The sequence below is a fragment of the Rhizobium album genome (genome assembly GCF_003122325.1).
Classification (GTDB): Bacteria; Pseudomonadota; Alphaproteobacteria; order Rhizobiales; family Rhizobiaceae; genus Metarhizobium; species Metarhizobium album.
In genome coordinates this window covers 24,578-50,657 of sequence record NZ_QFBC01000026.1, presented here as the reverse complement: position 1 = coordinate 50,657, position 26,080 = coordinate 24,578, and the positions used below count along the sequence as shown (strand labels likewise).

The 26,080-nt window shown below is 58.8% G+C and carries 26 protein-coding genes; 6 read left to right on the top strand and 20 right to left on the bottom strand.

All coding sequences use genetic code 11. From position 1 onward, the window contains the following. The first annotated feature begins 75 nt into the window (after nt 1-75). Nucleotides 76-870, top strand: a complete 795-nt coding sequence (locus tag DEM27_RS31215; protein ID WP_109462148.1) for a hypothetical protein — start codon at nt 76-78, stop codon at nt 868-870. A gap of 155 nt (nt 871-1,025) precedes the next feature. Then, the gene (locus DEM27_RS31210) at nt 1,026-1,295 is read left to right on the top strand and encodes a hypothetical protein (protein ID WP_109462147.1); all 270 of its coding nucleotides are present in this window, start codon (nt 1,026-1,028) and stop codon (nt 1,293-1,295) included. A gap of 1,091 nt (nt 1,296-2,386) precedes the next feature. Here the strand turns inward: DEM27_RS31210 and DEM27_RS34260 are convergent. Continuing rightward, on the bottom strand, nt 2,387-2,536 hold the full coding sequence (locus DEM27_RS34260; protein WP_165823704.1) for a hypothetical protein: 150 nt from the start codon (nt 2,534-2,536) through the stop codon (nt 2,387-2,389). 215 nt (nt 2,537-2,751) lie between these two features. On the opposite strand from DEM27_RS34260, the gene DEM27_RS31195 reads away from it, so the two are divergent. Further along, nucleotides 2,752-5,256 carry a right-handed parallel beta-helix repeat-containing protein gene (locus DEM27_RS31195; RefSeq protein WP_109462144.1) on the top strand — a complete coding sequence of 835 codons (2,505 nt, stop codon included), beginning with the start codon at nt 2,752-2,754 and terminating at the stop codon, nt 5,254-5,256. A 1,280-nt stretch (nt 5,257-6,536) separates the two neighbouring features. Here DEM27_RS31195 and DEM27_RS31190 read toward each other — a convergent pair. The 13 genes from DEM27_RS31190 to DEM27_RS31130 form a co-directional block, all read right to left on the bottom strand. Then, nucleotides 6,537-7,505 (bottom strand): DUF7483 domain-containing protein, encoded by a 969-nt coding sequence (locus tag DEM27_RS31190; RefSeq protein ID WP_165823703.1) that lies wholly within the window; start codon nt 7,503-7,505, stop codon nt 6,537-6,539. Nucleotides 7,506-7,935: 430 nt separating this feature from the next. Further along, nucleotides 7,936-8,670, bottom strand: coding sequence for a head maturation protease, ClpP-related (locus tag DEM27_RS31185; RefSeq protein ID WP_165823702.1), 735 nt, complete (start codon nt 8,668-8,670; stop codon nt 7,936-7,938). Continuing rightward, nucleotides 8,660-9,598, bottom strand: coding sequence for a hypothetical protein (locus tag DEM27_RS31180; RefSeq protein WP_109462141.1), 939 nt, complete (start codon nt 9,596-9,598; stop codon nt 8,660-8,662). Before DEM27_RS31180 ends, DEM27_RS31185 begins: the two co-directional genes overlap by 11 nt. A gap of 11 nt (nt 9,599-9,609) precedes the next feature. Beyond that, complete coding sequence (locus tag DEM27_RS31175) at nt 9,610-9,963, bottom strand: hypothetical protein (RefSeq protein WP_109462140.1); 354 nt, start codon at nt 9,961-9,963, stop codon at nt 9,610-9,612. A 243-nt stretch (nt 9,964-10,206) separates the two neighbouring features. Next, a complete protein-coding gene (locus tag DEM27_RS31170) occupies nt 10,207-11,319 on the bottom strand; it encodes a hypothetical protein (RefSeq protein ID WP_109462139.1) in 1,113 nt (370 codons plus the stop codon). Continuing rightward, nucleotides 11,316-11,603, bottom strand: a complete 288-nt coding sequence (locus tag DEM27_RS31165) for a hypothetical protein (protein ID WP_109462138.1) — start codon at nt 11,601-11,603, stop codon at nt 11,316-11,318. Before DEM27_RS31165 ends, DEM27_RS31170 begins: the two co-directional genes overlap by 4 nt. 272 nt (nt 11,604-11,875) lie before the next feature. Then, the gene (locus DEM27_RS31160) at nt 11,876-13,879 is read right to left on the bottom strand and encodes an AAA family ATPase (RefSeq protein WP_109462137.1); all 2,004 of its coding nucleotides are present in this window, start codon (nt 13,877-13,879) and stop codon (nt 11,876-11,878) included. Next, complete coding sequence (locus DEM27_RS31155) at nt 13,857-14,120, bottom strand: hypothetical protein (protein ID WP_109462136.1); 264 nt, start codon at nt 14,118-14,120, stop codon at nt 13,857-13,859. Before DEM27_RS31155 ends, DEM27_RS31160 begins: the two co-directional genes overlap by 23 nt. Before the next feature lie 90 nt (nt 14,121-14,210). Beyond that, nucleotides 14,211-14,483, bottom strand: a complete 273-nt coding sequence (locus tag DEM27_RS31150) for a hypothetical protein (protein WP_109462135.1) — start codon at nt 14,481-14,483, stop codon at nt 14,211-14,213. A 17-nt stretch (nt 14,484-14,500) separates the two neighbouring features. After that, the gene (locus DEM27_RS31145) at nt 14,501-15,523 is read right to left on the bottom strand and encodes a hypothetical protein (protein WP_128755608.1); all 1,023 of its coding nucleotides are present in this window, start codon (nt 15,521-15,523) and stop codon (nt 14,501-14,503) included. Beyond that, nucleotides 15,520-15,720, bottom strand: a complete 201-nt coding sequence (locus DEM27_RS31140) for a helix-turn-helix transcriptional regulator (RefSeq protein WP_109462133.1) — start codon at nt 15,718-15,720, stop codon at nt 15,520-15,522. The genes DEM27_RS31145 and DEM27_RS31140 overlap by 4 nt, the downstream gene beginning before the upstream one ends. Before the next feature lie 85 nt (nt 15,721-15,805). After that, nucleotides 15,806-16,192, bottom strand: coding sequence for a hypothetical protein (locus DEM27_RS31135; protein WP_109462132.1), 387 nt, complete (start codon nt 16,190-16,192; stop codon nt 15,806-15,808). Beyond that, nucleotides 16,192-17,433: a tyrosine-type recombinase/integrase gene (locus tag DEM27_RS31130; protein ID WP_109462131.1), complete on the bottom strand. Its 1,242-nt coding sequence runs from the start codon at nt 17,431-17,433 to the stop codon at nt 16,192-16,194. The genes DEM27_RS31135 and DEM27_RS31130 overlap by 1 nt, the downstream gene beginning before the upstream one ends. Nucleotides 17,434-17,751: 318 nt before the next feature. On the opposite strand from DEM27_RS31130, the gene DEM27_RS31125 reads away from it, so the two are divergent. The 3 genes from DEM27_RS31125 to DEM27_RS31115 all read left to right on the top strand — a co-directional run bounded on the left by DEM27_RS31125 (nt 17,752) and on the right by DEM27_RS31115 (nt 19,839). Continuing rightward, on the top strand, nt 17,752-17,940 hold the full coding sequence (locus DEM27_RS31125; RefSeq protein WP_109462130.1) for a hypothetical protein: 189 nt from the start codon (nt 17,752-17,754) through the stop codon (nt 17,938-17,940). Between the two features lie 199 nt (nt 17,941-18,139). Continuing rightward, complete coding sequence (locus DEM27_RS31120) at nt 18,140-18,526, top strand: BA14K family protein (RefSeq protein ID WP_109462166.1); 387 nt, start codon at nt 18,140-18,142, stop codon at nt 18,524-18,526. Between the two features lie 269 nt (nt 18,527-18,795). Beyond that, on the top strand, nt 18,796-19,839 hold the full coding sequence (locus tag DEM27_RS31115) for an extracellular catalytic domain type 1 short-chain-length polyhydroxyalkanoate depolymerase (RefSeq protein WP_109462129.1): 1,044 nt from the start codon (nt 18,796-18,798) through the stop codon (nt 19,837-19,839). A gap of 39 nt (nt 19,840-19,878) precedes the next feature. On the opposite strand, the gene DEM27_RS31110 is transcribed toward DEM27_RS31115, so the two are convergent. The 6 genes from DEM27_RS31110 to DEM27_RS31085 all read right to left on the bottom strand — a co-directional run bounded on the left by DEM27_RS31110 (nt 19,879) and on the right by DEM27_RS31085 (nt 25,980). Further along, the gene (locus DEM27_RS31110) at nt 19,879-20,172 is read right to left on the bottom strand and encodes a helix-turn-helix domain-containing protein (protein ID WP_109462128.1); all 294 of its coding nucleotides are present in this window, start codon (nt 20,170-20,172) and stop codon (nt 19,879-19,881) included. Continuing rightward, entirely contained in the window at nt 20,169-21,374 is a 1,206-nt protein-coding gene (locus tag DEM27_RS31105) for a glycosyltransferase family 4 protein (RefSeq protein ID WP_109462127.1), read from the bottom strand. Before DEM27_RS31105 ends, DEM27_RS31110 begins: the two co-directional genes overlap by 4 nt. Continuing rightward, nucleotides 21,371-22,603: an O-antigen ligase family protein gene (locus tag DEM27_RS31100; protein WP_109462126.1), complete on the bottom strand. Its 1,233-nt coding sequence runs from the start codon at nt 22,601-22,603 to the stop codon at nt 21,371-21,373. Before DEM27_RS31100 ends, DEM27_RS31105 begins: the two co-directional genes overlap by 4 nt. Then, nucleotides 22,600-24,168 carry an undecaprenyl-phosphate glucose phosphotransferase gene (locus DEM27_RS31095; protein ID WP_109462125.1) on the bottom strand — a complete coding sequence of 523 codons (1,569 nt, stop codon included), beginning with the start codon at nt 24,166-24,168 and terminating at the stop codon, nt 22,600-22,602. Before DEM27_RS31095 ends, DEM27_RS31100 begins: the two co-directional genes overlap by 4 nt. A 69-nt stretch (nt 24,169-24,237) precedes the next feature. Beyond that, nucleotides 24,238-25,398, bottom strand: coding sequence for a glycosyltransferase family 4 protein (locus tag DEM27_RS31090; RefSeq protein WP_109462124.1), 1,161 nt, complete (start codon nt 25,396-25,398; stop codon nt 24,238-24,240). Between the two features lie 6 nt (nt 25,399-25,404). Further along, nucleotides 25,405-25,980, bottom strand: a complete 576-nt coding sequence (locus DEM27_RS31085) for a polysaccharide biosynthesis/export family protein (RefSeq protein ID WP_109462123.1) — start codon at nt 25,978-25,980, stop codon at nt 25,405-25,407. Between the last annotated feature and the right edge of the window lie 100 nt (nt 25,981-26,080).

Here is a 26,080-nt window from a genome sequence, read left to right as displayed (position 1 = left end):
CGTCGTAGTCGATCGTGACCTGTCACTTGATATCACTTCTAACGATATCATTTTTCAGCGGTTTTAGGTGGCAATATGAGTGACGAAGTCGAAAACGGAGCGGGGACATCATCAACTCCGAACGGAACGACGAGTACAACAGGCGCATTTTCCGCATCCGCATTCCAGAGTGGTGCGTTTCAAACCAAACCCCAGCGGTCGGCCAACGGTTTTTCGGAAGAGGGCTACGTTGACGCTCATTATGTCGCCGATCAGGGTGGCTTTATCGGCGGTGTCGAGATGGATGGTCTTCTAAATGTCGCCGAGCCTCCGCTGCAAGCAGCCATCAATGTGACAGGCTTTGTCGCTAAAGCAGAGTTCGTGGCTGAGGTGATTCCGAGATCAATCCAGAGGAAAAAGAAACGACGGCTTCCCGTTTCGAAGATTGTGTTGAATGGGCGTGATCGGATAGATGACACGGACTTGGAAACCCGACTCCGCAGGTTGGAAGCGAAAAGCGCCGCCTTAGAAACTATTGCGGAACTAGAACCACTCTTAAGAGAGTGGAAGAGGCGCGAACGGGCTGCTCGCCGCCGGAACCACAACGGCCCCCCTGAGCTTCTGCCGGACACGAATGAGCGCACAGCAGTCAAAACTACGGAAGTAGTCGGAGAAATCAAAACAGAATTAAATTCGAAAACTTCAAAAAAGAAAGTTTTGACAGGCTTATTGGTTGCGCTCGGCGCAATAATTAGTACGATCGACCATTATACTAAGCCATTCTTTGATGCGTACGCAGGCAAATTCGTCGAAAATAATTACGATATAATTACCGAGAAGCTCCAAGAACTGTATGGTCAAATTTCAATATATATAGATATAATTAAATAGAATCACGATTTTCTACCAATTCGCGGCGCACTCTGGCAAAATTCGGACGTGGCAGGGTTAACACAGTGCCCTCAATCGAGGGGGCGATATCTCGCATCTTGAAGCTTTATCCTCCCGCACCCATTTCTTTCTGGTCATTCATGGAGGAGGATGGAATGGAAAACCTTCGTCAACTTTCTGCATGGCCGCTCACCAATTCCGATCTGAACAAGGTAAAGGCCGTTTTGGATTCGCTCCTGGCCGAGTCCAGCATCAAAGCAGACACTGTGTCCTCTCTGAGGATCGCTCGCTCTATTTTGAGCGCCTACGCCTCAGGCGTTACCGATTCCGAAGACCTCCTGGTTTACGGACGCGTTATCGCAAAAGGTGAAGTGCTTCGAGCCGACCACGGGGACCTAAAAGCTGCAAGTGAGAACCGGCACTGAACGCATAAATGGGCCAAGTCCGTGAACGCAATTTTGCGTTCACGCGCTCACCTTACTTTTCAGGTGAACAACCAACTCAAAAATGCGTTGGTCGACCTAAGTGCTTGATCCGCAAGGATACCTTAATTTTAAGGACAGGGGGTATGCCGGATTTCCGGCACACGGGGGGTTCCCCAAAATTGGAGCCCCCCCCTCCCGTCCCTTTCAGTGCCCCTACTCCCTCGCCCGCGCCGACATCAGATTGTCCAGCCGCTCATTGGTCCGGTCGATCTTGGCGCCGACCGTGTCGATCGCCTTCACGTGATCGTAGGCCGCAGTTGGATCTGAGTTCACGTTGTCTAAGCGCTCTACGTTACATGGTAGAGCACACCGAGGTCCGAACGAGCGCTGAAATACCGGGCGCAAGGGACTTCACCTTAGAGCAACTGGCGGCAAAGGCAGCAGTCGTGGAAGGCCGCAAGGACACTCAAGACGATCGGACTTGGACCGTGACGGACGTCGGCCGCGAAGAGATGGCGTGCGTCAACGACTGGCATGGTGGGAAGCGGCGACTCTAAGCCCGCCTTATCTTAAGGCAGAACACTTGGCGAGGCTGCGTAGAACTTCCTGCTCGACGAGCTGCTCACGCCAACTTGCACGCGGCCATCGCTAGGCGTTAGCCGAGAAAGTCCAGCGCACGATCGGATCCAAGACCGACCCCGCGTTCGTACCGAACATTCGATCATGCAGGCTGATTAACTCACGCTCAGTAAGACCTGAAATGCAATCTGCGGCGTAACGAGCTAGTTGGTGCGTCGAGTGCTTGAGGAAGAGGGTCGTAAGGTCGGTGACAGTGGCGCAGATTAGCTCCTGCTCCTTCGCTGGTGGCAGCGCCGGCGGGCGATGTCCGTCGCCCTTGCCGTTGCGGGATAGTGAGGGGCGGAAGCCCCGCTTCTTTCGACCGTTGCTCGAAGGCAAGAAGCTGGTGTTCGCCTCGATCCTGCGCGCCGGCAACGGTAATCTTCATCACACCCGACCCGGCAGCCTGCCGTTGCGCACATTCAAGGTCCACGTCGATGGCGTGGCCGGCGTGCCCTCGACTATATTCGGCGCTACCTTGTCAGCTGCCGTCGTGTTGTCTTTCGCCGCGGCACCGGTGCCCACCCCGGAACCTGATCCGCCACCCGACTTGCCGACATCAGGTTGTCGAAACGTTCGTTGGTGCGGTCGATTTTCGTGCCGACCACCTCAATCGCCTTCATGATCTGCGCCGTCCGTTCTGAAAGCACGGCCTTCGTGGCATAGGGATGTATTTGAAGCGCTGCTCCGGAACTGCGGACGGCGCACGCATGAGAGTTAGCGTGCCTATTGGAAGGAGTTACGAAATTAACCTTTCATTAACTTTCGATTTGCATTGAAGGGTAAAAATAAGGTTAAGTTGGACTTCGCATGATCAAGGTGTAAGAGGGAGTAAATCATGGCTACCATCCAAGGCATTTATGTCGCGCTCTTCGGTCGTCCGGCCGACCCGGCCGGCCTTGCATTCTTCAATGAAGCCACGAACAATGGCGCCGACCTGACGGCAATCGGCGATCTGGCTTCTACCACAGAATACCAGAGCCGTTTTACCGGCATGACCAATGAGCAGATCATCAACTCGATTTACCAGTCTCTGTTCGAGCGCGACGGCGAAGCTGAAGGCGTTGACTTCTATGTCGGCGAACTTGAAGCCGGCCGTCTGACCATCAACAACATCGCGATTGCCATCCTTGATGGTGCCAAGAACGAAGATCTCGACACAGTCAACGCAAAGATTGCCGCTGCCAATATCTTTACGTCACATCTTGACCTCGACATTGAGATAGAAGCGTATCGTGGAGACGAAGCTGCAGAGATCGGTCGAGGTTTCCTGGACGCGGTTACCAAGGACGACCCGGGTACAGAAACAGAAGCGGATGCAGCTATTCTCCAACTCTTTACCGATCAAGGTCAGCAACCTGGCGGTGGAAGTAGCAGCGGCGGGTCCAACCCAGACACTGTAGCACCAATCGGGACCGTCAATCCCTCTTCAGCCGGAGACCATACTTTTAAAGCGGGCGAAAAGATCACATTTAGCGTGGACTTTTTAGAAAACGTAATTGTCCCCGCGACACTTCAGCTATCGCTATCAAACGGTGGAACCGCAAATTATGAAGGTGGGTCTGGTACCCAACATGTTACCTTTTCCTATTTCGCACCGGCTTCAGAGAATGCCACGGATGTGGAAATCCAGGGTATTGTCGTGGGTAGCGGGGAGATAAAAGACACAGCTGGTAATGTCGGAAGTATCACCCCTACGACAGATCTCGACATTGTTATTGATACTATCGCTCCAGAGGGAGCGGTCGCTGCTTCTGGTGATGGTTCGTTTAGCTCAGGCGAAACAATTGTCTTTACCGTGACCTTTGCAGAATCGGTTGACGCTGGAGCGGACGCTAAGCTACTTTTGACTGGTGGTCGTGAAGCAGAATTGACCGGCGGCACCGGTACAAATACACTTGAATTCTCATATACTGTAGGCGCCGAGTCAGCATCCGATCTTGAGGTTGCGGGGTACAGCGGTACAATTGAGGATAATGCAGGCAATGCCGCAACCATCGCACCAACCACAGGCTTGGACATCGTCGTCATTCCGCCGGCCGATGAGGTGCACGTTTTCAACGCGACTGGTACGCTCGTGGCCATCTACAGCGCTAAAGCAAACCCTAATGACAATCCGCTGTGGCACCAAAACGCTAATCCCATCAATGCCGCGGTCGATGCCGCCAGCGCAAACTATACTATCGTGGTTGGTTCCGGAAGTTATCATACTGCAGGCGCGCCCATCGTAATCGACCAAGATGGTTTAAGGTTGCTCGGCGCGCAAATGGACATTGATCCAAGACAAGCGGCGCATTTGAGAACCCAAGGCGGAGGAGAAGAGAGTATCGTAAATGCCGATGGCGCAACGGGTTTCATCAAGATCCAAGCAAACAATGTGGAAATAAATGGGTTTGAACTGACCGGCGCGACAGGCGACAAGGCCGACATGATTATTACCGATGGTGATACTTCGAACTCAGGCGCGCAAATACGATTCAATATTGTCCATAATGCAAACGACGATGGGATCGTGATTCAGAACCACGAGGGTGCTGTTGTTGAATTCAATAGAATTTACGATACCCAGGATGGTGTCACCGTTAGTGAAGGGGCGAACGACACGTCGATTTCAAACAACGAGATGCACAACGGCAAGGGCGACGGGCACGGCGGTGTCTATGCGTATTACTCGACCAACACGACTATCGAGGGCAATTACATTCACGACTACGTCCGAAGCGGTATAATGCTTGGTGAGCGTAAAGGCGCTGATAACAATGTTGGAGACGGTGGCACCATTACAGGCAATACGATTGAAAGAGTGGGTCACACCGGTATATCTGTTTTTCAATCGGATGTGACTGTCAGCGGCAATACGGTGTCGGGGGCCAAACTCTATGGAATTTCCGTAGGTGAGAACGGGTATGAACCGGTAGCAAGCAAAGAAGTGAACAATGTCGATATTATCGGCAACGTTGTATTCGACAACAATAATTCGAAATTCACTGGTCCCTTCAATGTTAAGTCGGATTCGACGGATATATTCTTCGACGAGAATCAAATATCTGGAGGCGCAGGCCCCGACAATCTCAATGGGACCACCGGTGCGGATATCTTCGTCGTTCGCAATCTAGTTGATGGCACGGACACAATTTCCGGGTTTGCTCGTGGCTCCGATAAACTCGATCTCCGTGCTATCGGTTTCGACTTCGGCGCAGCCGATTCCAATAACGACAATGTTATTGGCGTTGGCGATACCAACGTCTCCGTCTCTGGCGGAACCATAACATGGTTGCTTTCTCCAGACGCGACGCTGGTTTTGACAGGCGTAGCTGAATTGGCAAATGACGACTTTGTCTAAGTGAATTTTGACTCCGGAGTGGTGGGTCTGTTCCGGAGTCATCCTATCCTATTACTGAGCCGGCGGCTCATGAAATGCGCATTTTGCAAAAGTTGCGGATGAAATAAATTCGCAAACTCACATCTCTCCCTTTTGATCGGGATCTTCGCCCCAAGGTAATCCCAGAATTGCTGATCGAGCTTATCTCGGCGAAGGTGACATTGAGTTAGCAGTTCGACTAGCGCAATCTATCTATCGATACCTGCGCATGAGCAATGATAAATGACAAGATTTTGCAGTCGACAACTCAGCGCGAACCACGCAGCATTCCCCAATCGGGTGATCCGATTCGAAATGAGGAAGCATGATGGCTTATGAATGGGATGGCGATCGAGCGCGGCGCTCTTATATGTTTAGGGTCTGTCTCGTTGTTATAGCGACAATCGTCACATCAGGCGTGCCGGTCTGGATGGTCGTGAGCGCCATCGGCTGAACGCTGGGCCGCCCAATTTTTTACAAAATTGACATATAAGGGGGACCACTCATCAGGGATGGGTAATGTGTCTGACCAAGCCAGATTTCTTCTTGCCGCCGCATGTCTCTCGCTGTCAGCTGTAGGGGCAGTCATCCCATACGTTCATGCTGCCCTCACAAGCGTAGGCGGCTGACTTTAATTACTATCAGTGCTGCCGTTGCGAGCCGCAGACGCCCACCCGCTCGGTGTCGCTGGCGGCTGGGTGGTTGGAATTGCAGTGGGCAGGTCAGCCCTGCGCAAGGATGTGACGTTAGATCGAAGTCATCCGTCCCTGGATCCATCTGGGCGGCACAGACTAAAGGCGTCTTCGGGCGCCTCTTTTTTTGCCGGCTTCAGTTTGACGCAAGCTTCGAATGCTTTGCCTGCCTTATGGTTTACGACTGGACTGGAAGAAAAACGAGACGCAAGATGCTTGCGAAGGTAGTCATCACCAGCAGCGCTTTGCTGGCTTTGGCGTCAGTGCTCACGGTAAGGTATTTTGACGCGCTTAGCCTCGCGCTTCCCTAACTGTTTAGGGTTGCTTCCATTTGATCTGCCGGATATCGCCGTAATGCCGCGGTGGTTCATATCGGTTCCCCACGCGGTAAGGGTGCGGGCTAGTGCCCCCTAAAAGCCCGCACCCGCCTTACCAGGTCAACACGCTTCCGGCATCACTATCACGGTGTGCCTCAGTTATTATCAGTGCTGCCGTACATCAATGGGTGCGGGGACGGCACCGTTCTGACGCGTCACTCAGATCCATCTGGCCGCGCCGTAATCGCCATGGTCAGGGCTTCCTTATGGCGAGGTAGAAATACTCAGCGCCGGAGGTGTTGACGACATTCGTGGTGACCCCGAAGCTGGTCGGCGTCCCATCCGTTCGTGCTGCCCCGCTAGTTGGATGAGCCACATCAGAATTAGCCTGTAAGGCGCCATAGCTCGCCGTTGGGAAAAAGCCTCGAGCCGCATCGGAAATGTACCAGTGGGCAGTCAGACTGGTGCCTTTGATCATCACAAATTGTGGCTGCCAACCAATATCAATGTATTGGGTACCACTAGTACCAGTATAGATGCCGCAGCGAACCATACCGTCCGGCCCCGTGTCGTGGGCGAAGAGGTAGGCTATGTATTGTTGGCCATTCTGGTTGATCTCGCTACCGCCATTCACAGTGAACGTGCTGCTCGAAACAGCCGTTACAGCGCTGGTCGCAGAAGCCGTAAAGGCGACATTACTGCTCAAAACCCCGCACTTGTTCGTTGCCGCCGGAGCATAGGTAAGCCACGGGCCGCCGCCACGCTCGCGGATAATGACCAGACCAGGAGCCACACCCAGAGAATGCGCAATAGCTCGGCCGGAAGCCCCGTTACCAGTGTACGCGACAGCCTCGAAGAAACCGGGCGCATTCTTAAATGCCCAGTCGATATAAGTTCCGCCACTCGCATTGACCGTAGCATCGGTCCCGAGCGTGGCGCCATCCGTCAAAAACGCAGTCACGCCTTGCGCCAGAGTAGTCTCTGCTGAGATGTTGTTGGTAGCGAGCGCCTTCGTCGTGCCGCGTAGTTTGTCGTAGAGACCGTGGTTGGCCGTAACATCCATGCGCTTGATCCAGTGCAGGTCGGCGTCGATGCCGGTCACCAGATTGCGGCCCGCTCCTGTGCCGGCGTATGTCGTGGCAGAAAAATAATCTGCGATCGTCGGCCCGCTCGGCTGCGGCGACATCATCATTGATCCAGTCCACATATTTTGTTTCTCCATATGAAAAAGCCGCCGGCGCCCGCCGAGCGGCTGGGTAGATGGTAGGAATGGGTGTCCGCAGCGCGGACGCCGTGCGGACAATAGGTGTCCGCAATCTGTTACCTCAAAGCGACCGGGTAACACCGTTCCGGGTGCGGGTAACAGGTCCATAATAATCCCTAAGGCGCTTGTCGGTGGCTTGGACATTGACAAGCCCATTTACTCCAAAAGACACTAAACCCTTTTTTTTCCAATGGGTTACCATTTGCTTGCTAACATGCTGATGTTCGGCGTAGTCTGTTTGCGACAGAAACTGTGCAACCATAGATTTTACTCCAATTTGTTACCTGTCCGCACTGTCAACCTGTTTTTTGACTGCGCAATGTCGGAGATTTCGCGGCTGCGTACCCGCTGGTACTGTTTTGCGGTGTACGGTCCCTATGATGGGGGCCTACCGGTGCCGTCGGACGAACGAGTTGTGCTCCTCGATGACCTTCGACCAACCGGTCAGCTCGACTCTCGGCTTCGCCTCCTCCGGCTTCACGGCAGGCGCGTAGCCCATCGATTTATTCATAGAGGCGACAACCCGAGCCCACGACGCCTTGGCGTCCGCAACCTTCTTCAGGCCACGAGGCGAGGCTGCGGCGCGAGCATGCACGGCGTGCATCCGCGCCTCATATCGCTTATCAACGGAGGCGAAAGGCACGGCGCGGCGGTCCACCACGGCGGTTGCGAATCCCGCGGCTACTGCTTCGTCCGGCGTATACCAGGTCTCGGCCTTCATGACCTGGCGGGCCGCTGCCTCGGAAATTCTGGCGCGCTTGGCATACACCTTGGCATATGCAACCGCGTGTGCTTCCAATTGCTCCACCGTCTTCTGATGCGCCGCCGAGTCGCCGACCGTGATGTTCTGCGGCTCGTGGATCATTAAAATCGATCCGTCCAGCATTGTGATGGTGTGACCGGCCATGGCAATCAGGCTTGCGGCCGAAGCTGCAATGCCGATAATTTCGACCGCAACCTTGCCGCGGTGAGCGGCAAGGATGTTGTATATGGCGCTGCCATCGACGGCGATGCCGCCACCACTGTTTATGGTGACCGTGATGTCCCCGCTGTACGGCAGCGCGGCGCGGACGGTCGTCGGGGTAAAGTCCTCCCCGACGACGCCAAACAGATCAAGACGCAAGGGCAACCTCCTTGGGGGCAAGCACATATTCGATCTCAGGCTTGCGCTCCGCACGGATACGACAGGGTGGCAGGGGCTGATCCAGTTTCGCTAGGAGACCGGGGGCATGGTAGCTGCCCGGCTCGAAGAACACGGGACCACCTACGATGGCTGGCGGCAGGCTGACGGCGCTCGCCAGAGAAACAGCATACTGGCCCGTGTCGTCCGGAAGGTACGTGCGCTTGATGAACCGGCGTTTCACCACCTCGATCGTCCCGCCGCCGTCTGTGGCGTAGTAGCCCTTCTCCCAGCCGCCCTCGTCGAAGTCTTCCTCGCTCCATCGGCTTCGGACGCGCTTGCCGACATGCTCAACACGTACACGGTGTTGATGCTCGACGGGCCGGGACTGGTCGCCGATACCGGCCCAGAGTTCGACGACCTCTTCCTTCAGGACTTTCTTATATAAATTTGGCGAAGACCGGCATTCCTCCGGCTTCTCGATGCGGGCCGCGCCGTCGGGCAGATCGGCGTTCGCGGCTTCGACGGCCACGTCGGCTTCGGCGATGGCGCGCAGAACGTCGCGGATCGCCATGGCCGCCTTCTCATAGTCTCCGAGCTTTTTCCGGGCAGTAGCCGCCAGTTCCTTCGCACGATCGTAGGCGGCCTGGCGCTCGGACTCGGCTTCGGACTCAACGGCGGCCTCGTGGTCCCGCTCGAGACGCTGGATGCGAGCGCGCGCCTGGTCTACATCAATGCCCGCTTCCGTCTTCGCGTCCAGAAAACCGCGCAATGACTTCTTGTCGGCGGTCAGCAAGTGGGCGTCGTATTGCTCTTCCGCGGCAGCGACGGCCGCTTCGGCAGCCTCTAGCTCGGCCTGGGCTTTGGTGATTGCGGCGGCAATGTCGCTGGACGACTGCTTGCCGAGGATTTTATTGATCAGTTTTCCCAACGGGATTCCTTTCATTGCTTCGAGAGCCGGCGCCGCAGTTCCGCGAGCGGAAGATGTACGGCAGTATCGGCGGGTTGGTCGGTAGCGGTGGTGATCGGGCCGCCTTGCGGGCGATAAACCCAGATGGCGTCGGCGCCGGACGCAGCGATCTGGCGGGCGATGGGTAGAACCTCATGCGGTCGACCGAGACGATGGCGGAAGAGTTCGGCTGCGATGGCGATGCAGAGGGCCTCGACACGGTTGTAGATGCGCGCGTGACCGCGAACTGCCCCGATATGGAATGCTGGTGCGCGGCAAAGCCATTGGCGAATGGCAGCTTCCGAGAGGCCGAGGAGGCCTGCTAGGTCGCTGGTGGCGAAGGTCATTCGGCCTCCTTTCGTTTGGTGACGGGCGATGGGCGTCACGATTGTGGTGATAAAAAATGACCGTCCCGAAGGACGGCCAGGAGTTCTGGGTAGCGTTGGTGTTAAACCCCAGAATTTCAGAAACTGGCCCCGCGTCGCTGTGCAGCGCCAACAGGGAGACCACCGCCAGACAAAGGATAAACCGGCGGCGATTGGGAAACTATCTCTTCATACAGAAAGCGAACGGCGCGCCACGATATGGACTCATGCCGCAACTTTTTTCGTTTTTTTGTTGTCGTTGGCCGGCATCAGGGCCAGCGCGGCATTTCCAGCCTTGAGTACCAGACGCTTGCCAACACGATCGGGACGCGTGGTCTCGACCCTGTGGGCCTCGGCGACGTCAGTCAGGTCACCGCGCGCGAGCATGGTCTCGATTGTCAGCAAGACATCAACCGGTAGTTCTGGCGCGGCCTCCGGCTCACGCCAGATTTCCGGAACCGAAAGGCCTTGCTTGTTGCCACCGACGCGGCCGAGCCAAGTCGTTGAGCTAGCAACGCCATCCGGAAGGCGAGTGAAAGCGTGGCCGTCCGTCTGCTCCGCCAGCCAGGCGCGCAGCGTCGCCTTCTCTTCCGAGATATCAATGCGAGAATGGCCGGCCGGGCCGTACACTTGTGCAGGCAGTGGCGTGCCGCGACGACGAAGGTGGAACGCCAGGCACTCGGAGTCGTAGAGCTTCTCCATCGCCGCATCGCGATCGTTGCGCGGACGGTCGTTCCGGAATCGCATGTAGCGCTCGACGGCCCAGACGATGGGAATTCGGCTGCCCTTCCGCTGGGAACTCTGTTCGCGTGGAATCTGGACGGTGCCTTTCTCGTCGAGCCAGTAAGTTAGCAGGCCCTGCTGCGTTTCAGAGGAGTCCACTGTGAACACGGCGCGGCCGAGACGGTAGCGGGTGCCACCGAGACGGTATTGCTTCTCCGTTGCCGGGAAGCCGGACCGCAATGCACCGGTACGGGCAGCTAGCCTGCCCTTGGGGCCGATAGCCCGCCCATCGCTGGCTGCTTCCACGAGGTCGTCTGGATCCGGATGGATGCGCATGCGATCGTCGCTGCTGTCCAAGTCGTCACCCTGATCGTCCTTATCCCGATAGACGGGGCGGAAGTCGGCCATGATGGTGGCGATGGCCACGACTGCGTCTGGGTCCTGTTCGGCGAGCCAGGACAGTGCCGGATAGCCGCCGCGGAAGCGCTCAGGCTTGTTGTCGTTGGCCGGTTTGGGACGGTAGGGCTGAAGGGTCTTCGAGATCGGCCAGCCGTGCCACGGTTCGCCGGTATGGGTGGCGCTGGATGCGAATCTGGCGTTTCCGATGGTGATCATGCTGCCTCCGTCGTGCCAAAAATGCTAAGACCCTTCGACTCGCCGACGACGCGGGTCCACTCAACCTGATCGCGATACATCTCCCTCTTCCAGCAATCGTAGACACGGCCATCGGGCAGCTTAACTGCATCGAACGACGTCTCGCCCCCGGGCAGATGGCCGATGACGAGAGGAAGCGTGGCGCCGGCCGAGTGCTCCCATGCTACGATAGGCAACTCGGCAGCGAAGTCGGCCTCGAGGACAAGAGCCGAATAGCCTGGGGCTGTTGGTACGATCTGCATCATGGTGTGCTCCCTTCATGTCCGTACCCGTACCGTCAAAATCCTGATGCGGTACGGCGTATCTAATTGATAATATTGCTCAATCAATGCCGTACCATGAAAGCCACCCCCCTAGAGAAAGGGTAAGTACGGTACGGTATGATTTCGACCATTGGACAGGAGGGGACGAAGTCCCCCCTCTGTCCAAGTAATTTGGTTTGGTTTTGTTACGAAAATGGCCCGGTACGATTACAAGTCATTGATATTCATATGTTTTTCTGAATGCCGTACCGCCCTCATTCCCTCGCGGTACGATCTGAGCCAGTACGGCGTTGTTTTCGACCAGCCTTCTCGGCCATGCCCTGGACGACACCCGCCCACTTTCGCTGCTCGTGGAGATCGGCGGCGGCTGATGACGCTGCTTCCTCTCCCTTCTTGGTCAGCTTCCATTGCTGCAGCTCGTACAAGACGTATTGCGCCCGTTTCAGCCGATCGGTGGAGTTCTGCGCCCGCTTCTTGTCGGGCTCCCCCTTTGTGTTCGTCCAGCCATGGAATTCAGCAAGGTCCCGCAGAGACCGATTGCCGTTCTGCCGGATGGCGAGGAGCATGACCTTGTCGTCGCCGTTGTCGGAATCGGCACGCTGCGCCACCTCATCGTCGCCGACTGGTGCCGCCATGACGGTCGGGATCGGCCGCCCCTTGCTGTCCACCAGCGCTGGGGCGTTGATGGTCTTCAAGTCGAAGGTCAGTGGCAGGAAATCCGGCCCGCGATGTTTCCCTTGCCAATGCAGCACCGACATCTCGCCACGTTTCGCCAGGGTGAGGTTGCCGTCGACTTCATTCAGGAAGGCACCGCCACCTCGAGGCAGCAGGTTATCGGCACCGGCATTCTTGACCGGATGGCTGGCCGCCAGCACGGCTGGCCGCCACTCCATCTTGGCAAGTTCCCGGAGCTGGCGGGCATAGTTCCCCATCTCCACGTTCGAGTTTTCATCGGAACCGGTGAAGTAGGCGGCCGTGGTATCCACGACGATGAGATCGACGCCACCAAGATCGCGGGCACGCTCGGTTATATGGCCGAGGAATTCCGACACCGAGAACACGCCACGGATAAAGTGCACATCGAGTTCGTCTGCATCGAGAGCGTGTTCGTGAAGGAGGCCGATCCACCTCATTGTGACATCGTCGGGGTTCTCGCCGGCGAAGTAGAACACCCTGCCGCCCTTGGTCTCACGCCCTGCAAACGGCGATCCGAGAGCGGTGCAGAGGGCAAGCAGCAGCGCCACGGCCGTCTTTCCGGACCCGGTCTGGCCGGTGAGCGAATACAGAAACCCTGACTGCATGATGCCGTCGACCGCGTAGTCGGGCGGAACGAATCCCCTCACGAAATCACCACTGTGGATGAGTTCGGGACCAGCGGGACGGTTATCATTGGCCGGTGCAGGCATCGCGGCCTTGGCGAGAGCCTGCAACTGCTCAACCGCGTTGCCGGCCGCCAGCCAGTCGGTCACGTCGCCTTTGTCCGGCAGCCCCGGAAGCACGACGCGCTTGACCGTGGCGATGCCCTGCAGGAGCGCGATCACCTTGTCGGCCTTCTCAGCACCGGGGGCATCGTTGTCTGGAATGACGAAGACCGTTCGACCTTTCAAGGATGATAGGTCCGTCGGCCATGAGCCATTAGGCGCGGTCGTTGCAAGCAGGCCAGCGATGATCAACGTGTCGACGTCCTTCTCACCTTCGACGACATAAACCGGCTCGCCAGGCCGTGAAGCAACTTCCGGCCAGCGATAGATGATTGGATCCGGACGGCCGGAGAGCCAGCCGCCCTTGCCGTCAGGCTGCCGCTGTAGGAACGTCTTGCTAAGACCCGCGCCCTCGTAGCGCAGCACCTGAAAAAGGATCTCGCCATCAGGCGTGGCATAGTCGTATTCCGCCACGGTCGAATAGCCCTGTCGCGTCAGGTGACCGTCGTAGAACGCTTTCGGGGTATCCTTGGATTTCAGCAGGCCGGCATGCGCGATCGGTTCCTCGGCTTTCTGACCGGGCGTAAAGGCTGGCTCGCCGCAACGCTCAAGAACCCAGTCCTTCATAGCCACCGGATCTTCGCCGCTGAAACAATTGACCAGTAGCCCGCGAGGAGCGGACGGATCGACGGTGATGGAAATCTCGGGCGAGCCCTTCTTGTGGCCTGGGGCATGTGCGACGACCTTGTTGGTGCCGGTGATGACCTTACCACCGATCGCTTTCGCGACGGCGTGCGGGTTGAGATAGACGGGTTCAGGCTGCGGCTGCACGTTCATTTTTCAACTCCACGGCGGCGAGCGCCATCTCAACGATTTCACGGCGGGTCTCAGGCGAGCAGGAAAGGGTGTTTCCCTCGCGCCCTGGCCCATAAAGGATAATGCGCCCGTCTGGCGCCTGCACGAGCGTGCAGTCGCAGACCATGACGTCGTCATTGATTTGGATGTTAAACTTCGCGAGCGTGCGAAATCCCCGCGGCGATGGCGCGAAATGCACCGGCCGCGCTGATCTGATGCGCATGGATGTATCCAATCGGAGCTGATATTGAAATTCTGAGATTTTCAGTCAGTTCTTCAGCTTGCTTATTTCGCGATGCGAAATCCTCGAATTTTAAGCTGCGATGTCCTTGGCGGTCCGCGATACCCAGTCCGTCCAGTGATCAACAGGGTGCTCGTCGAGGTAAGCCGGCAACTGGGTCTGGATCTCATCGTCATCTGGCAGAACGAGTTGGTCAGACGCTGCCGTAACCTTATCTTCCAGGCCCGCATTGAAAAGGATCTCGAGTGTGAGGGCCGTCCGGATGTTTTCCTCCATATCGGCCTTCAAGGTTTCCCGGACGACGTCGACGGGCGGAACGACCTTGCAAACGCCATGCTCCTCCATCTTGCCGTCAAGCCAGGCTATGAACTGATGCTAACATCGTCATCTCTGCTTCCGTGAAAGTCGCACCATGCCTCGATCACAAACGGAATTTCGGCTTTTGGATTCCGAACGCCGATCTGCACGCTGCCGCTTTCGGAGGCGTACCATTCTGGTAGGAATGACGACTTGCCGACTGATCCAAGTCGACGGGCCGAAACCGGCTTTGCATGCGCCCGTGCAGCGCCGAGCAAGGCGACAGCTTGGTCACGGTCGAGAGCCTGACAGGACATTCCTTTGAATGCTTCCGATATCTGACCCGCCTTGGCTCCCGTACAACCGTCGAGCTGAGCCACCAGTTCCCGGACGGGCCGATCTTTGCCTGCCTGAAGCAGTTCAAAAAAATGGTCAGCGTCATACCAGAAGGGTGAAGGCTTCCCGATGTAAGTTTCGCCGGATGCCATGCGGATTGCATCCTCGCCCCAGCGCATAGCAAGAGGATCGGCCGGCATGTCCGAGCCAAATTCAATCTCGATCATCGTGCCGACGGGGAAATCCACCTGTTCCGGCATGACGTCCGTGCCGCCATCTTCGCGAGGGGTCAGCACATGTCGCGTGTTCCGGGTGGTGACGACTAGCCTACCGCCAGATGAAAGTACGGCGCCGGCGACGACGCGTAGACCGTTACCAAGGGCGCCGCGCTTCGGCAGTCTCCAGAGCTTCGAGGAGACCATGGGACGATTGATCGAGAACATACGGGCGATGTCTTGCGGGCCTCCATCGATGCCCGGACCTGTGTCTACTATGAAGTAGGTTTCGCCCTTCTGCCCAATCATCGAGTCGCCGCCTGCGTCCAAGGCATTATCGACAAGCTCTTTCAGGACCAGACGACGCAAGAGTTTTGTTGGCACTCCAGCCTTTTGCGAGAGGGTTCCGATGGAACGGAAAAGCGCCCAATCAGGTCGCTCGAATTGAAATTCTGCAGATTTTGAATGTGGATTTAAGCTTGCTGAATTCTGGTTCGCAGCGACCGGAATTTCAAAAAGAGGGGCCAGCATGGTCATGCGCGTGCGGCTGCTTCATTGCTGTTCGCCGCAACTCGTTTCGATGCGACCCACGCATCGAGGTCGATTGTCGAATAAATCACGCTCGATCCGAGTTTGGCATAGGCCGGCCCACCCCCATAGCACCTTAGTTTGTCGAGCAGGGATTTCGATACGCCGATGTATTCCGCAGCCTGCTTTACTCGATAGTTTGCCATCTTACCTCCATGTTCGTTGTTGCATGACGGTAGATAGCCAAACCCGACCTAGTTATCAGCCGCACGAAGTTCGAACTTCGTGCGGCTAGTCTGTTTGACTTTGGCTTACAGCCGATTTCCAGTCGGCAACGCAGGCCTGGACGTGGCGCTCAGAATAACCAAAATGCGCAGCAGTCTCTTGCACAGCCTCCGTGTAAGTTTTGCTCTGCGCCTGAAGGCCGGCGACCATGTCTGCGATTTCTAGCCATTCTTCCCGAAGTGCTGGCGCTCCCTGGCGCAATGCCTTCGGGGCGCCAGGTGGAAGGCCTATGCGTTCGATCCAATCCGCGGCCAATCGTCTGACCGCCTTGTCGTCTTGATCTTGGCGGAGAGCATGAACGAGCTTTTGCAGCGCCTCGGCTGTCCGGCCTTCAGCTATCGCAGCTTCGATAACAAATGCTGCTCTACTCATCGGTTTCGGCAAGGGAGCCATTATTTTTCTCCCATCGCAATAGCGATTTGGGACGCTATGGCGTCTGCCGCCCGCCGCGAAGACTCAGCGTCAACGTGCGCGTATCGAGCGGTTGTCTTCGCATCAGCATGACCGAGTAGCTTTCCAATCACTGGCAACCCCAGCCCCGACCAGGCCCCGACTGACGCGAACGAATGCCTCAGATCGTGTATGCGTAGCCCATCCAGGCCGGCCCGCTTAGTTATTGCCGCCCAGGGCCGCTTAAGGTCAGCTCTTGGCCTCTCATTATCGAGACCGGCACTTTCACCCGCAATGACATACACGCCGACTTTCGGGATGGCCTTCAAGACTTCGGTGGCCGCAGCAGAAAGCACCACTGTTTTTCGGCCAGTTTTTGAATCGGGCAGAAACAAGAAGCCGCGATCTACATCGACGTCGTCCCATCGCAGATGAAGAACCTCTCGGAGCCGCATGCCAGTCAGCATATAAAGTCGGATGGCGCCGGTGATGGACGGATGCATAACATGCAGCTGCCCCTTCGGTGCGTGCTTGGCTTCGGTTACTTTGGCAGGGAAGCCGACAGTCTCAGCTTCTCGCATCGCCTCACCAAGTTGAGCCATTTCGTCCTGCGTTAAAAAACGCTCGCGACCTTGTTCCCTGTTCAAATCAACGCCTGATGCAGGATTGAAATTTTCTGGCACCAATCCATTCTTTGCCCCCCAGACAAACGCGGCGCCGAGGAGCTTCATGGAGCGATTCGCGGATATGCGAGCGACCTTGGACATGGCGGAGTGCGCTCGCTGCACTTCAACGCGCGTAAGCACTGAAGCTTTGCTCGTGCCGATATGGGGCTCGATATGCTTCCGGAGCATCATCCGATAGAATTCCGCCGACGACTCCTTCTTATTCGTCGCGACAAACTCCTCGATATATCTAGAAGCCAGATCCTTTACCGTTAAGCTAGCGCGTGCGTCCGAGCGATCTTTGGAAAGATCTTTCCCAAGGCCCGCGTGGGCGATGGCTTTCCGCGCCGCTTCGCGAGCTTCGCTAGGCTTGAGGGTTCCAACGCGGCCAAGTTTGATTCTCTTCTTTGATCCGCCAGCGATTGGGCGAAATTCGGCGAAATACGTGCCGGTCCCACCAGAGGTTCTGTAGAGGCCGAAGCCGGCAAGATCGGCATCGAAATAAAAAGTCGTCTTGGGCGGTGAGGGACTTTCCATAAGGCTTGTCACAGTCGCCGCGGTGATACGAATTTTAGCCATGCCCATTCCTTTGTAGCCAGAATATAGCCAGCATAGTAGGCGAGCGATTTAATCAGTCAAGCGGGCATCGGTTAGACAGTGCTGGAAACATGCGGCTTGTGGGCGTATTGTGCAACGCGAGGAATGGCTATAAAACGTACTCAACAAGACTGGGGGTCAAGGGGTCGTGGGTTCGAATCCCGCCATTCCGACCATTTTCTTCAATATCTTCATCGTGATACGTATCCCCCTCGTCGAATCGGCAGCGTGATGTCGCCTGCCGGCGGAACAAATCCGCGGTCCCGGCTGTTTGTCCGTTTATTTCACGGAGGAACAGCCATGGGTATCGAGAATGCACCAACACCGCAGGGCAAGGAAGGCGCCAGGGGTCTTCGGAAAGAAGCCGCCGCCGAGGAGCGCAAGGTCGAGGCGGAGAAGGGGTCGGCCCTCGCAAAGGGCGCCGACCGTTTCGAGGAACGTTCCAGAAGCTCCGACGGCAAGAGCGCCGGTACCAAGCAGCAGAACTGAAGATCGTCGCGCAAACCGGTAGCGCTGTGGTGATCGATATGCTGCAGGCATCAACAAGGCAAGGAACAATCCCTTCCAGACGACGTTAACACTGGTCTGCAGCACCGCCGGCATGCGCCAAAGCTCCGCTGTAAACACAAGGAAATATGACGTTTCCGTCACTCCTGAGAAACGGAAAGGTCTCGTGAAAGGTTATATCATGAAATTCTTCACCACCTGCGCCATGGGCGCCGTCATCGGCCTGACTTCGCTGCTTCCGGTCGAAGCGGCGCCGATCGCCGTCAAATCCTTTAGTACCGGCTCGGATGTTCAGGGTGTTCAGTACAATGAGCGCCGTGGCCACTGGAGAGGGCATCGCGGCTATCGCGAACGCCGCCGCGGCTATCGCCGCCACAGCGATGGTTACTGGTATCCGCTGGCAGCCTTCGGCGCCGGAGCGATTATCGGCGGCGCCATCGCAAATGGCCGGAACGACGGCGGTTCGCATCAGGAATGGTGCGCTAACCGCTATCGTTCGTACAGTGTTCGCACCGACACCTATCTCGGTAACGACGGTCGTCGCCATCGCTGCAATTCGCCGTACTAAGCGATTGAAATTCCTTAATGAGACGGCGGGCGCAGCCCGCCGTTTTTCCATGCCGGTCGCTGGTATCGACAGTCTGCATCCGGACGATGTGCCTTACGATTTCACGCTGTCCGTGGCTGCATCGAACCGATCCACAACGCCGTTGCGCCGGAAATCGTGAGTGGCTGTCAAGGCTTTGCCACGCTATTGAACTAAGCAGAATTGCATCGATGGGTGGTTGGGAGGCCGCAGGAGCGAGCGTCGATACCGAATGTGTGAAGGAACCATCGATGACGCTGAAATTGCCGATTTCGCTCTCCCGCCTGTTCAAACGCCAGAAGCAGCTTCGCCGCCTGATCGAGAAGGCCGTGCGCGCGACCCGGCCGGCAATCAAACCGAAGCGTGTGCACCGGGCGCGTAGCGTCACGCCGAGAAAACTGGTCGAGATCGACGGCTTCGGCAGCAATCCGGGCCGGCTGGCCATGCACTTCTACCGTCCGTCGCAATTGCCGGCCCGCGCGCCGCTGGTGGTGGTGCTGCACGGTTGCCTGCAGACGGCGCAGGGTTTCGACGATGCGAGCGGTTTTGCCAGGCTGGCGGCGGAGCGGCGGTTTGCCGTTCTTTATCCGCAGCAGACGCACAGCAACAACCCCAACTTCTGTTTCAACTGGTTCCGCCCGAGCGCCGTCGCCCGTGACCGCGGCGAACTGCTGTCGATCCGGCAGATGATCGACCATGCCTGTGCCGAATACCGGCTCGATGCCGCGCGGGTCTATATCGTCGGGTTGTCGGCGGGCGGGGCGATGGCCAACGCGCTGCTGGCGACCTATCCGGAGAGTTTTGCCGCCGGCGCGATCGTCGCGGGCCTGCCGGTCGGTTCCGCCCGGGATGCGATGACCGCCCTTTCGGTGATGAATTCCGGCGCCAACCGCACCCCGCAGGAATGGGGTGACCTCGTCAGGGCGGTTTCGCCGCAGCCGCGGCGCTGGCCCGATCTCTCCATCTGGCAGGGTGATAACGACAGGGTCGTCAGTCCCGTCAACGCCGTGGCTTGCCGCGATCAATGGCTCGACGTTCGCGGCCTCAAGCTGGAGGACGGCACCACCATCAGCCGCTCATGGGGGGAAATCCGCCGCTGGAGCGCCGCTGGACGGCCGGCTTTGAGCTTTTATCGGATCCACGGCATGGGGCACGGCCTGCCGGTGCGAACGGCCGATCGCCGTAAAGGCGTAAAATCCGACCGCTTCATTCTGGAAACGGATATTTCGGCGCCGCTGGAATTGATGCAATTGTGGGGGTTGAAGCGCCCATCGAGCCCGCGCCGGCCGGCATGAAGCGAAAGCAGCGTCCGGGGATCGCTTTGCGGGCGCGCTTCAGTCGTCGTTGGCGGCGTTGAGATTTTCCGGCCGGGTTCCGTCGTCGGCATGCGGCGGACGCTTCAGCCGGATGCCGGGGCCGCCGCCTTCCTCGTCGCCCGCCGACAGGAACAGCACGCCCCTGCCTTCCAGTGCATCGGTGAGGATGCGCAGGACTGCGGGGTCGCCACTGCCGCCTGGCCGTTCGGCCTCTTCGACCGAAGCTTCCGAGAGGCCGGTTATGGCTGCAACTTCGCCGATGGTGAGCCCGAGCATGGCACGGGCAGCGCGGATCTGTGCTGGTGTGGTCATGATTCGAAAGCTAGTGCGCCGATGGACGTGTTCAATGTCCGGCGTGCGCCTTTCGGATCGATAAGGTTGCAATAGATCGCTTCGATGCCGTCGACCATCGTCTTGAGGGCATAGCGGTCCTTGCGGGTGTCCGCTTCCTCGGCGAAGGCGCGACGGCGCTCGCCGTCGGCAAAGCTGGCCATCGCCTGCGCCAGCGCCGTAGGGTCGTCGTTGTTTTCGATGAGGATGCCGTTGCGCCCGTCTTCGAGCACGCGGCCGGCGCCTCCGACACGGCTGAGGATCATCGGCTTGCCGGCAGCGGCGGCCTCCAGCATGACGTAGGACATCGCCTCGTAGCGGCTCGGCATCACCAGCACGTCGAAACAGGAAATTGCATCCCGTCCGGTAATCTCGCTGGTCAGGCGGATACGGTCGGCAAAGCCGCTGGCGGCGATCATGGCGCGCACCTCCGTTTCCAGCTCTCCGAAGCCGATCATCAGCAGATGGGCGGCCGGCAAGGCCCCGGCCATCCTGGCAAAGGCCTCGATCAGCCGCTCCGGCGCCTTCTGCTGCGAGAGGCGGCCGATAAAGCCGAAGACCAGGGCCTCCTGCGGAATGTCGAAGCGCTGCAGCAGGTCGCCGCGCCGGCCCTCCGGGGGAGGGGTCGTGCCGTTGATGACGGTCCGCAGCCGCCTGGACGGGATGCCGAGCGAAACGGCATGGTCGTATTCATCCTGCGAGACGCAGATGATGCAGTCGGAGAGATGGCGGCCGAGCAGGGATTCGATCCCGCCGAAGACGAGCCGGCCGGCCCGGCCGAGCGTCGGATCCATGGTGCGGAAGGCGTGCGGCGTATAAACACGCGGTACATGCGACCCCGGCAGGCGGATGCGGCTGAGCGCGCCTGCCTTCGAGCTGTGCGCATGGACGACGTCGAACGGTCCTTCGCGGCGGAGGATGCCGGCAAGCTGCTGCCAGCTGTGGAGATCCGACAATCCCGGCGCGCGCCTCATGCTTATGGCATGGACAGCGGGAAGGCCCAGCGCCTGCAACTCATCGAGAAAACGATCCTCGGCACGCAGCGGCGAATAGACCGCGGTGACGCGATGGCCGCGCTCCTTCAACGCGCCGCACAGGTCGATGAAATGCCGTCCGGATCCGCCGCCACTTGGCTCCAGCACCTGCAGAATGGAAAGACGGTTGGGAGAGACCCTTTGCATCATGATTGCCGTACCGTTCTTTGATATCGGTTTTCGAGTGCGCCACAGCCCCAGACGATGCCGAGCAGCAGATAGAAATGCCGCCAGTGATCGGTATCGATGACATTGCCGATGGCGACGTGGCCGACGATGACGATCCAGGCGATCATCAGGTAGGGTTGCCATGGCCGGTGGCGCAGCATGTTGCGGAAACCCATCGACAGGGTCCAGATCATCATCGACACATAGGTGACGAAGCCGAGCCAGCCGTAGGTGGTGAGCGATTTCAGCCAGATGTTGTGCTCGTCTTCGGGAAAGATCTGGCTGAAGACCATCGGGCCGATGCCGAGCGGTGCCTCCATGGACATCAGGAAGCCGATGCGGTGGCGATCGAAGCGCCCGAGATGGCCGGCATCGTAATCCTGCTCCAGCTGCGCGCGGCTGGAAAACAGGCTCGACACTTTTTCCGATTGCAGGGCGCCGATCAGCGCTGCGACCAGTATCAGCACCGCGGCGAGCGACAGGACCAGGATCTTCAGGCGGAAGGCGCCGGTACGCTCCTTCAGGAGCATGATGAACACCAGGGCGCAGGCCGAAAACAGAAACAGCGCCCAGGCCGCACGCGAGAAGGAGAGAAACACCCCGAGCGCGATGACCAGCAGTCCGGCGATCTTCAGGGGGGATTTCGAGATCCTGTCGTTGAGCAGCCCGTGCATCAGGTAGAGGGAGGGGGCGATCAGGAACGGCCCGAAGACGTTGGGATCCTGGAAGGCACCCTTGGCGCGGTCATAGAGCGTGAAGACCTCGAAGCCGGGCACCGCATGGAAATAGCCGAGGATGCCGAGCGCGGAGGTGATCACCGCCGCCGCTACCCAGGCCCGGAAGATCAGCCGCAACCGTGACGCGTTGTCTTCGATCGCCGCGGCATAGAAGACCGATGTCAGCGCCAGAAACAGCGACACGGCCAGATACATCGGCCCGTCGTTGAGATCGGACATGACCGTTAGCGAGAAGATGCCGCCGACATTGAAGAGCAGCAGAAGGGCGAGCAGCGGCCCGACGCTGCGGGAGATCTTCAGTCCGCAGAGGAAGCTGATGGCGACGAGCACCACCATCACCACTTCGTAGGGCGCAGGTTCCGAAATCACGAAGCCGGACAGGAAGACGCCGAAGGTCGTCAGCGCCGAACCGAGCAGCCGCAGGGTCGCAAGCTGCGGCCGAAGAACGACATTCTGGTGAACGATCGCGCTCAATAGGCATTTTCCGTGTTGAGCAGCCGGATCGGCGTCAGGAACAGGATTTTCAGGTCGAACAGCAGCGACCAGTTCTCGATGTAGTAGAGATCATAGGCCGTGCGGAACTTGATCTTGTCGTCATTGTCGACTTCGCCGCGCCAGCCGTTGATCTGTGCCCAGCCGGTGACGCCCGGCTTGACGCGGTGGCGGGCGAAATAGCCCTCGACGACATCGACGAACAGCCGGTCGTGCGTCTGGGCCAGCACCGCATGCGGACGCGGGCCGACGAGCGACAGTTCGCCGCGCAGCACGTTGAAGAGCTGAGGCAATTCGTCAATCGAGGATTTGCGGATGAAACGTCCGACCGGCGTGACGCGCGGGTCGCCCTTGGTGACGGCCTTGCGGGCGGTCGGATCGCCCATGTCCGTGTACATCGAGCGGAACTTGAAGACGTTGATGATCTCGTTGTTGAAGCCGTGGCGCTTCTGGATGAAGAAGACCGGCCCCTTGGAGGTCGCCTTCACGGCAATCGCCGCGCCGATCATCACCGGCCAGAGCAGCGCGAGCGCGATCAGGCTGAAGGTGATGTCGAAGATGCGCTTGGCGACGGAATCCCAGTCGCGGATCGGCTTGTCGAAGATGTCCAGCATCGGCACGGCGCCGACATGCGAATAGGAGCGTGGCCGGAAACGCAGCTTGTTGGCATGCGCCGCCAGGCGGATATCGACCGGCAGCACCCAGAGTTTGCGCAGCATCTGCAGGATGCGGCCTTCGGCGCTGAGCGGCAGCGAGATGATCAGCATGTCGATGCTTGCCAGCCGGGCGAACTCCACCAGTTCGGCGATGGTGCCGAGCTTGGGGTATCCGGCGACCATCGACGGCGAGCGGCTGTCGTCGCGGTCGTCGAAGATGCCGCAGATGCGGATATCGTTGTCCGGCTGCTGTTCCAGCGCCCGGATGAGGTTTTTCGCCGGATCGCCGCCGCCGATGATGACGGCGCGCCGCTCCATGATGCCGTTGCGGCCCCAGCGACAAAAAGCGTCGCCAAGCAATTTGCGCTCGACGATGAGATAGACCGCACCGACACCGAACCAGGTCACGAACCAGAGACGCGAATACTGGTCGCCGGATTTCAGCAGGAACAGCGCCAACGCCATCAAGGCAAACGAGATCGCCCAGGCGCCGAGGATGCGTGGCAGGGCGCGCAGCGGCCCGCGCAAGGATTGCACCTGGTAGGCATCGACGATCTGCAGCAGGAGCACGGCAAGCGCGGTCCCGAGCGCCATCACGCCCAGCGAAACCGGCGACCCCAGGACATCGCGGCCCCAGTAGAAGGTGTGCACGCCCAGGCCGATCGCGAAAAGCACGAGAAACTCCAGCAACCTGATCTGCCCGAGGATCATGCTGGGCGAATAGCTGGTTTCGCGGAACTGGGCGGCGATGCGCCGGGCGAACGAATTCAGTTCGGGACTTCCGGAATTTTCGTCGTCAGTCGCCGCGGCGCGATCGCGTGACTGGATCTCGGAAACCTTCCGCCGGACGGCTTCAAGGTCGAAGTTTTCCGGTCTGTGAAAATGGTTCATCGCGTTCACCCTGCCCTCGAGTGAATAGCGAATACCAGAAAGGCCCTAAAAAACGCTTACGCTGAGCCGTCAGTGGGGTGAAGGCTGATCGTCCCCGAGCAACTCGCCGTACAGTTTCAGCACGTTTTCCGCCATCACCTTGGCGGAAAAGGCCGCCTTGAAGGCTTCCGGCCGCGGCATGACGGCATCATGCCAGCCCGGCGTGGTCAGCGCCGTCGCCATGATGCGGGCGAGATCGCCGGGGTCGCCGGGCGCGGCGAGTGCCTGGCTTTCCACTCCCAGCACTTCCGGAATGCCGCCGACACGTGAGGCGATGACGGTCTTGCCGCCGGCCAGCGCCTCCAGCACGATATAGGGCATGGATTCGGCCCGCGACGGCACGACGACGATGCGCGACATCGTGAACGCATCGCGCGCCTTCATCGCCGGCAGAATATGGATACGCCGGCCGAGGCCGCTCTGGACGATCAATTGTTCGTACCGGTCGCGATCCGGGCCGTCGCCGACCAGCAGCGCGGAAAGCGGCCGGCCGACAAGCCGCTCCGCCCCGGCGAAGGCTTCGACGAAGACGTCCGGCCCCTTCAGGTCTCGCAACATGCCGATATAAAGGAGATCGACGCAATCCGATCGGGTCGGAACGGTCTCGAACTCGCTGTCGGCGATGCCGTTATAGATCATCCGCGCCACCGGGCGCGGCTTGCCGACCTTCGCTTCATAGGTCTTCTGCTCGTAGTTGCAGACGAAGACCAGGGCGTCGGTCAGTCTTTCCTGGAACCGCTCCAGGCGCAGCACGAACTGGCCGGCGAGCGAACGCCGGTCGAAATGCATGCTGCCGCCGTGCGGCGAATAGAGGCGGGCTACGCTATACCTGTTCACCCGCAGGGCTGAGCCGATGATGCGGGCAACAGCGCCACCCTTGGCGCCGTGCCCGTGCAAAACATCAGGCCGCAAACTTTTGATCTCCTTGTAGCTGTGCCAGAGCGCAGCAATGTCCGAGGGCGTTACCGAACGCTGGATCGGCAGCCGTGTCAGCCCGAGCGCCAGATAGGGCCGGATCTGATCGAAAAGCCGATCTTCGTAGCTGCCGCCCGTCGAGCTGTCGCAGAGGATCCCGACCTCGTGGCCTGCCTTGCTGTGCTCTTCCGCAAGATCGCGCACGTGGCGGAAAATTCCGCCGACGGGGGACCTGAAGCAGTGGAGGATGCGTAGCGGGCGATGGGGGGTCTGCATGGACGGTCAGAAGAACCGCTCTCGGACATAGATGGTGTCACCGGCCATCAGCGGGTCCGAGATCGGGACCCGGCCGGTCAGAATTTCTCCGTTTATTCTTCGTGTTATATCTGCATTCCCCTGATAGGCGCGGGGGCTGTAGCCGCCCGCCATGGCGATGGCGTTCTGGACGGTCATGCCCGGCACGTAGGAATATTGCCCGGCCTGTCCCACTTCGCCCATGACGAAGACGGACCGGTAGCGATCCACCTCTACCGAGATGTCCGGATCCCGCAGATAACCCTGCTTCAGCTTCTGGGCGAGCAGGCCCTCCAGCTGCTGAAGCGTGCGGCCGCGCGCCGGGATCTGTCCGACCAGCGGGAAGGCGATGTAGCCGGCCTGGTCGACGGTATAGGTGTTGGTCAGTCCTTCCTGTTCGAACACGGTGACGCGCAGTCGGTCGCCGGCATCCAGCGTGTAGGGCTGGATCGTCACTTCGTGAAAGGCCTTCGGTGCCGGTTTGTACGTCGAGCAGCCCGGCAGGATCGCTGCGGATGCAGCGAACACCAGTGCCATGACATGTTTTGACTTCGCGAATGACATCCGTCGGCCGCTCCAACTCGGTTCGTATGTCGCTGTTATCGATCCGTTAGGGTTAATGCTCGGTAAATGCCGGGCGGGGAATTCGAAAAAAGCAGCGGTC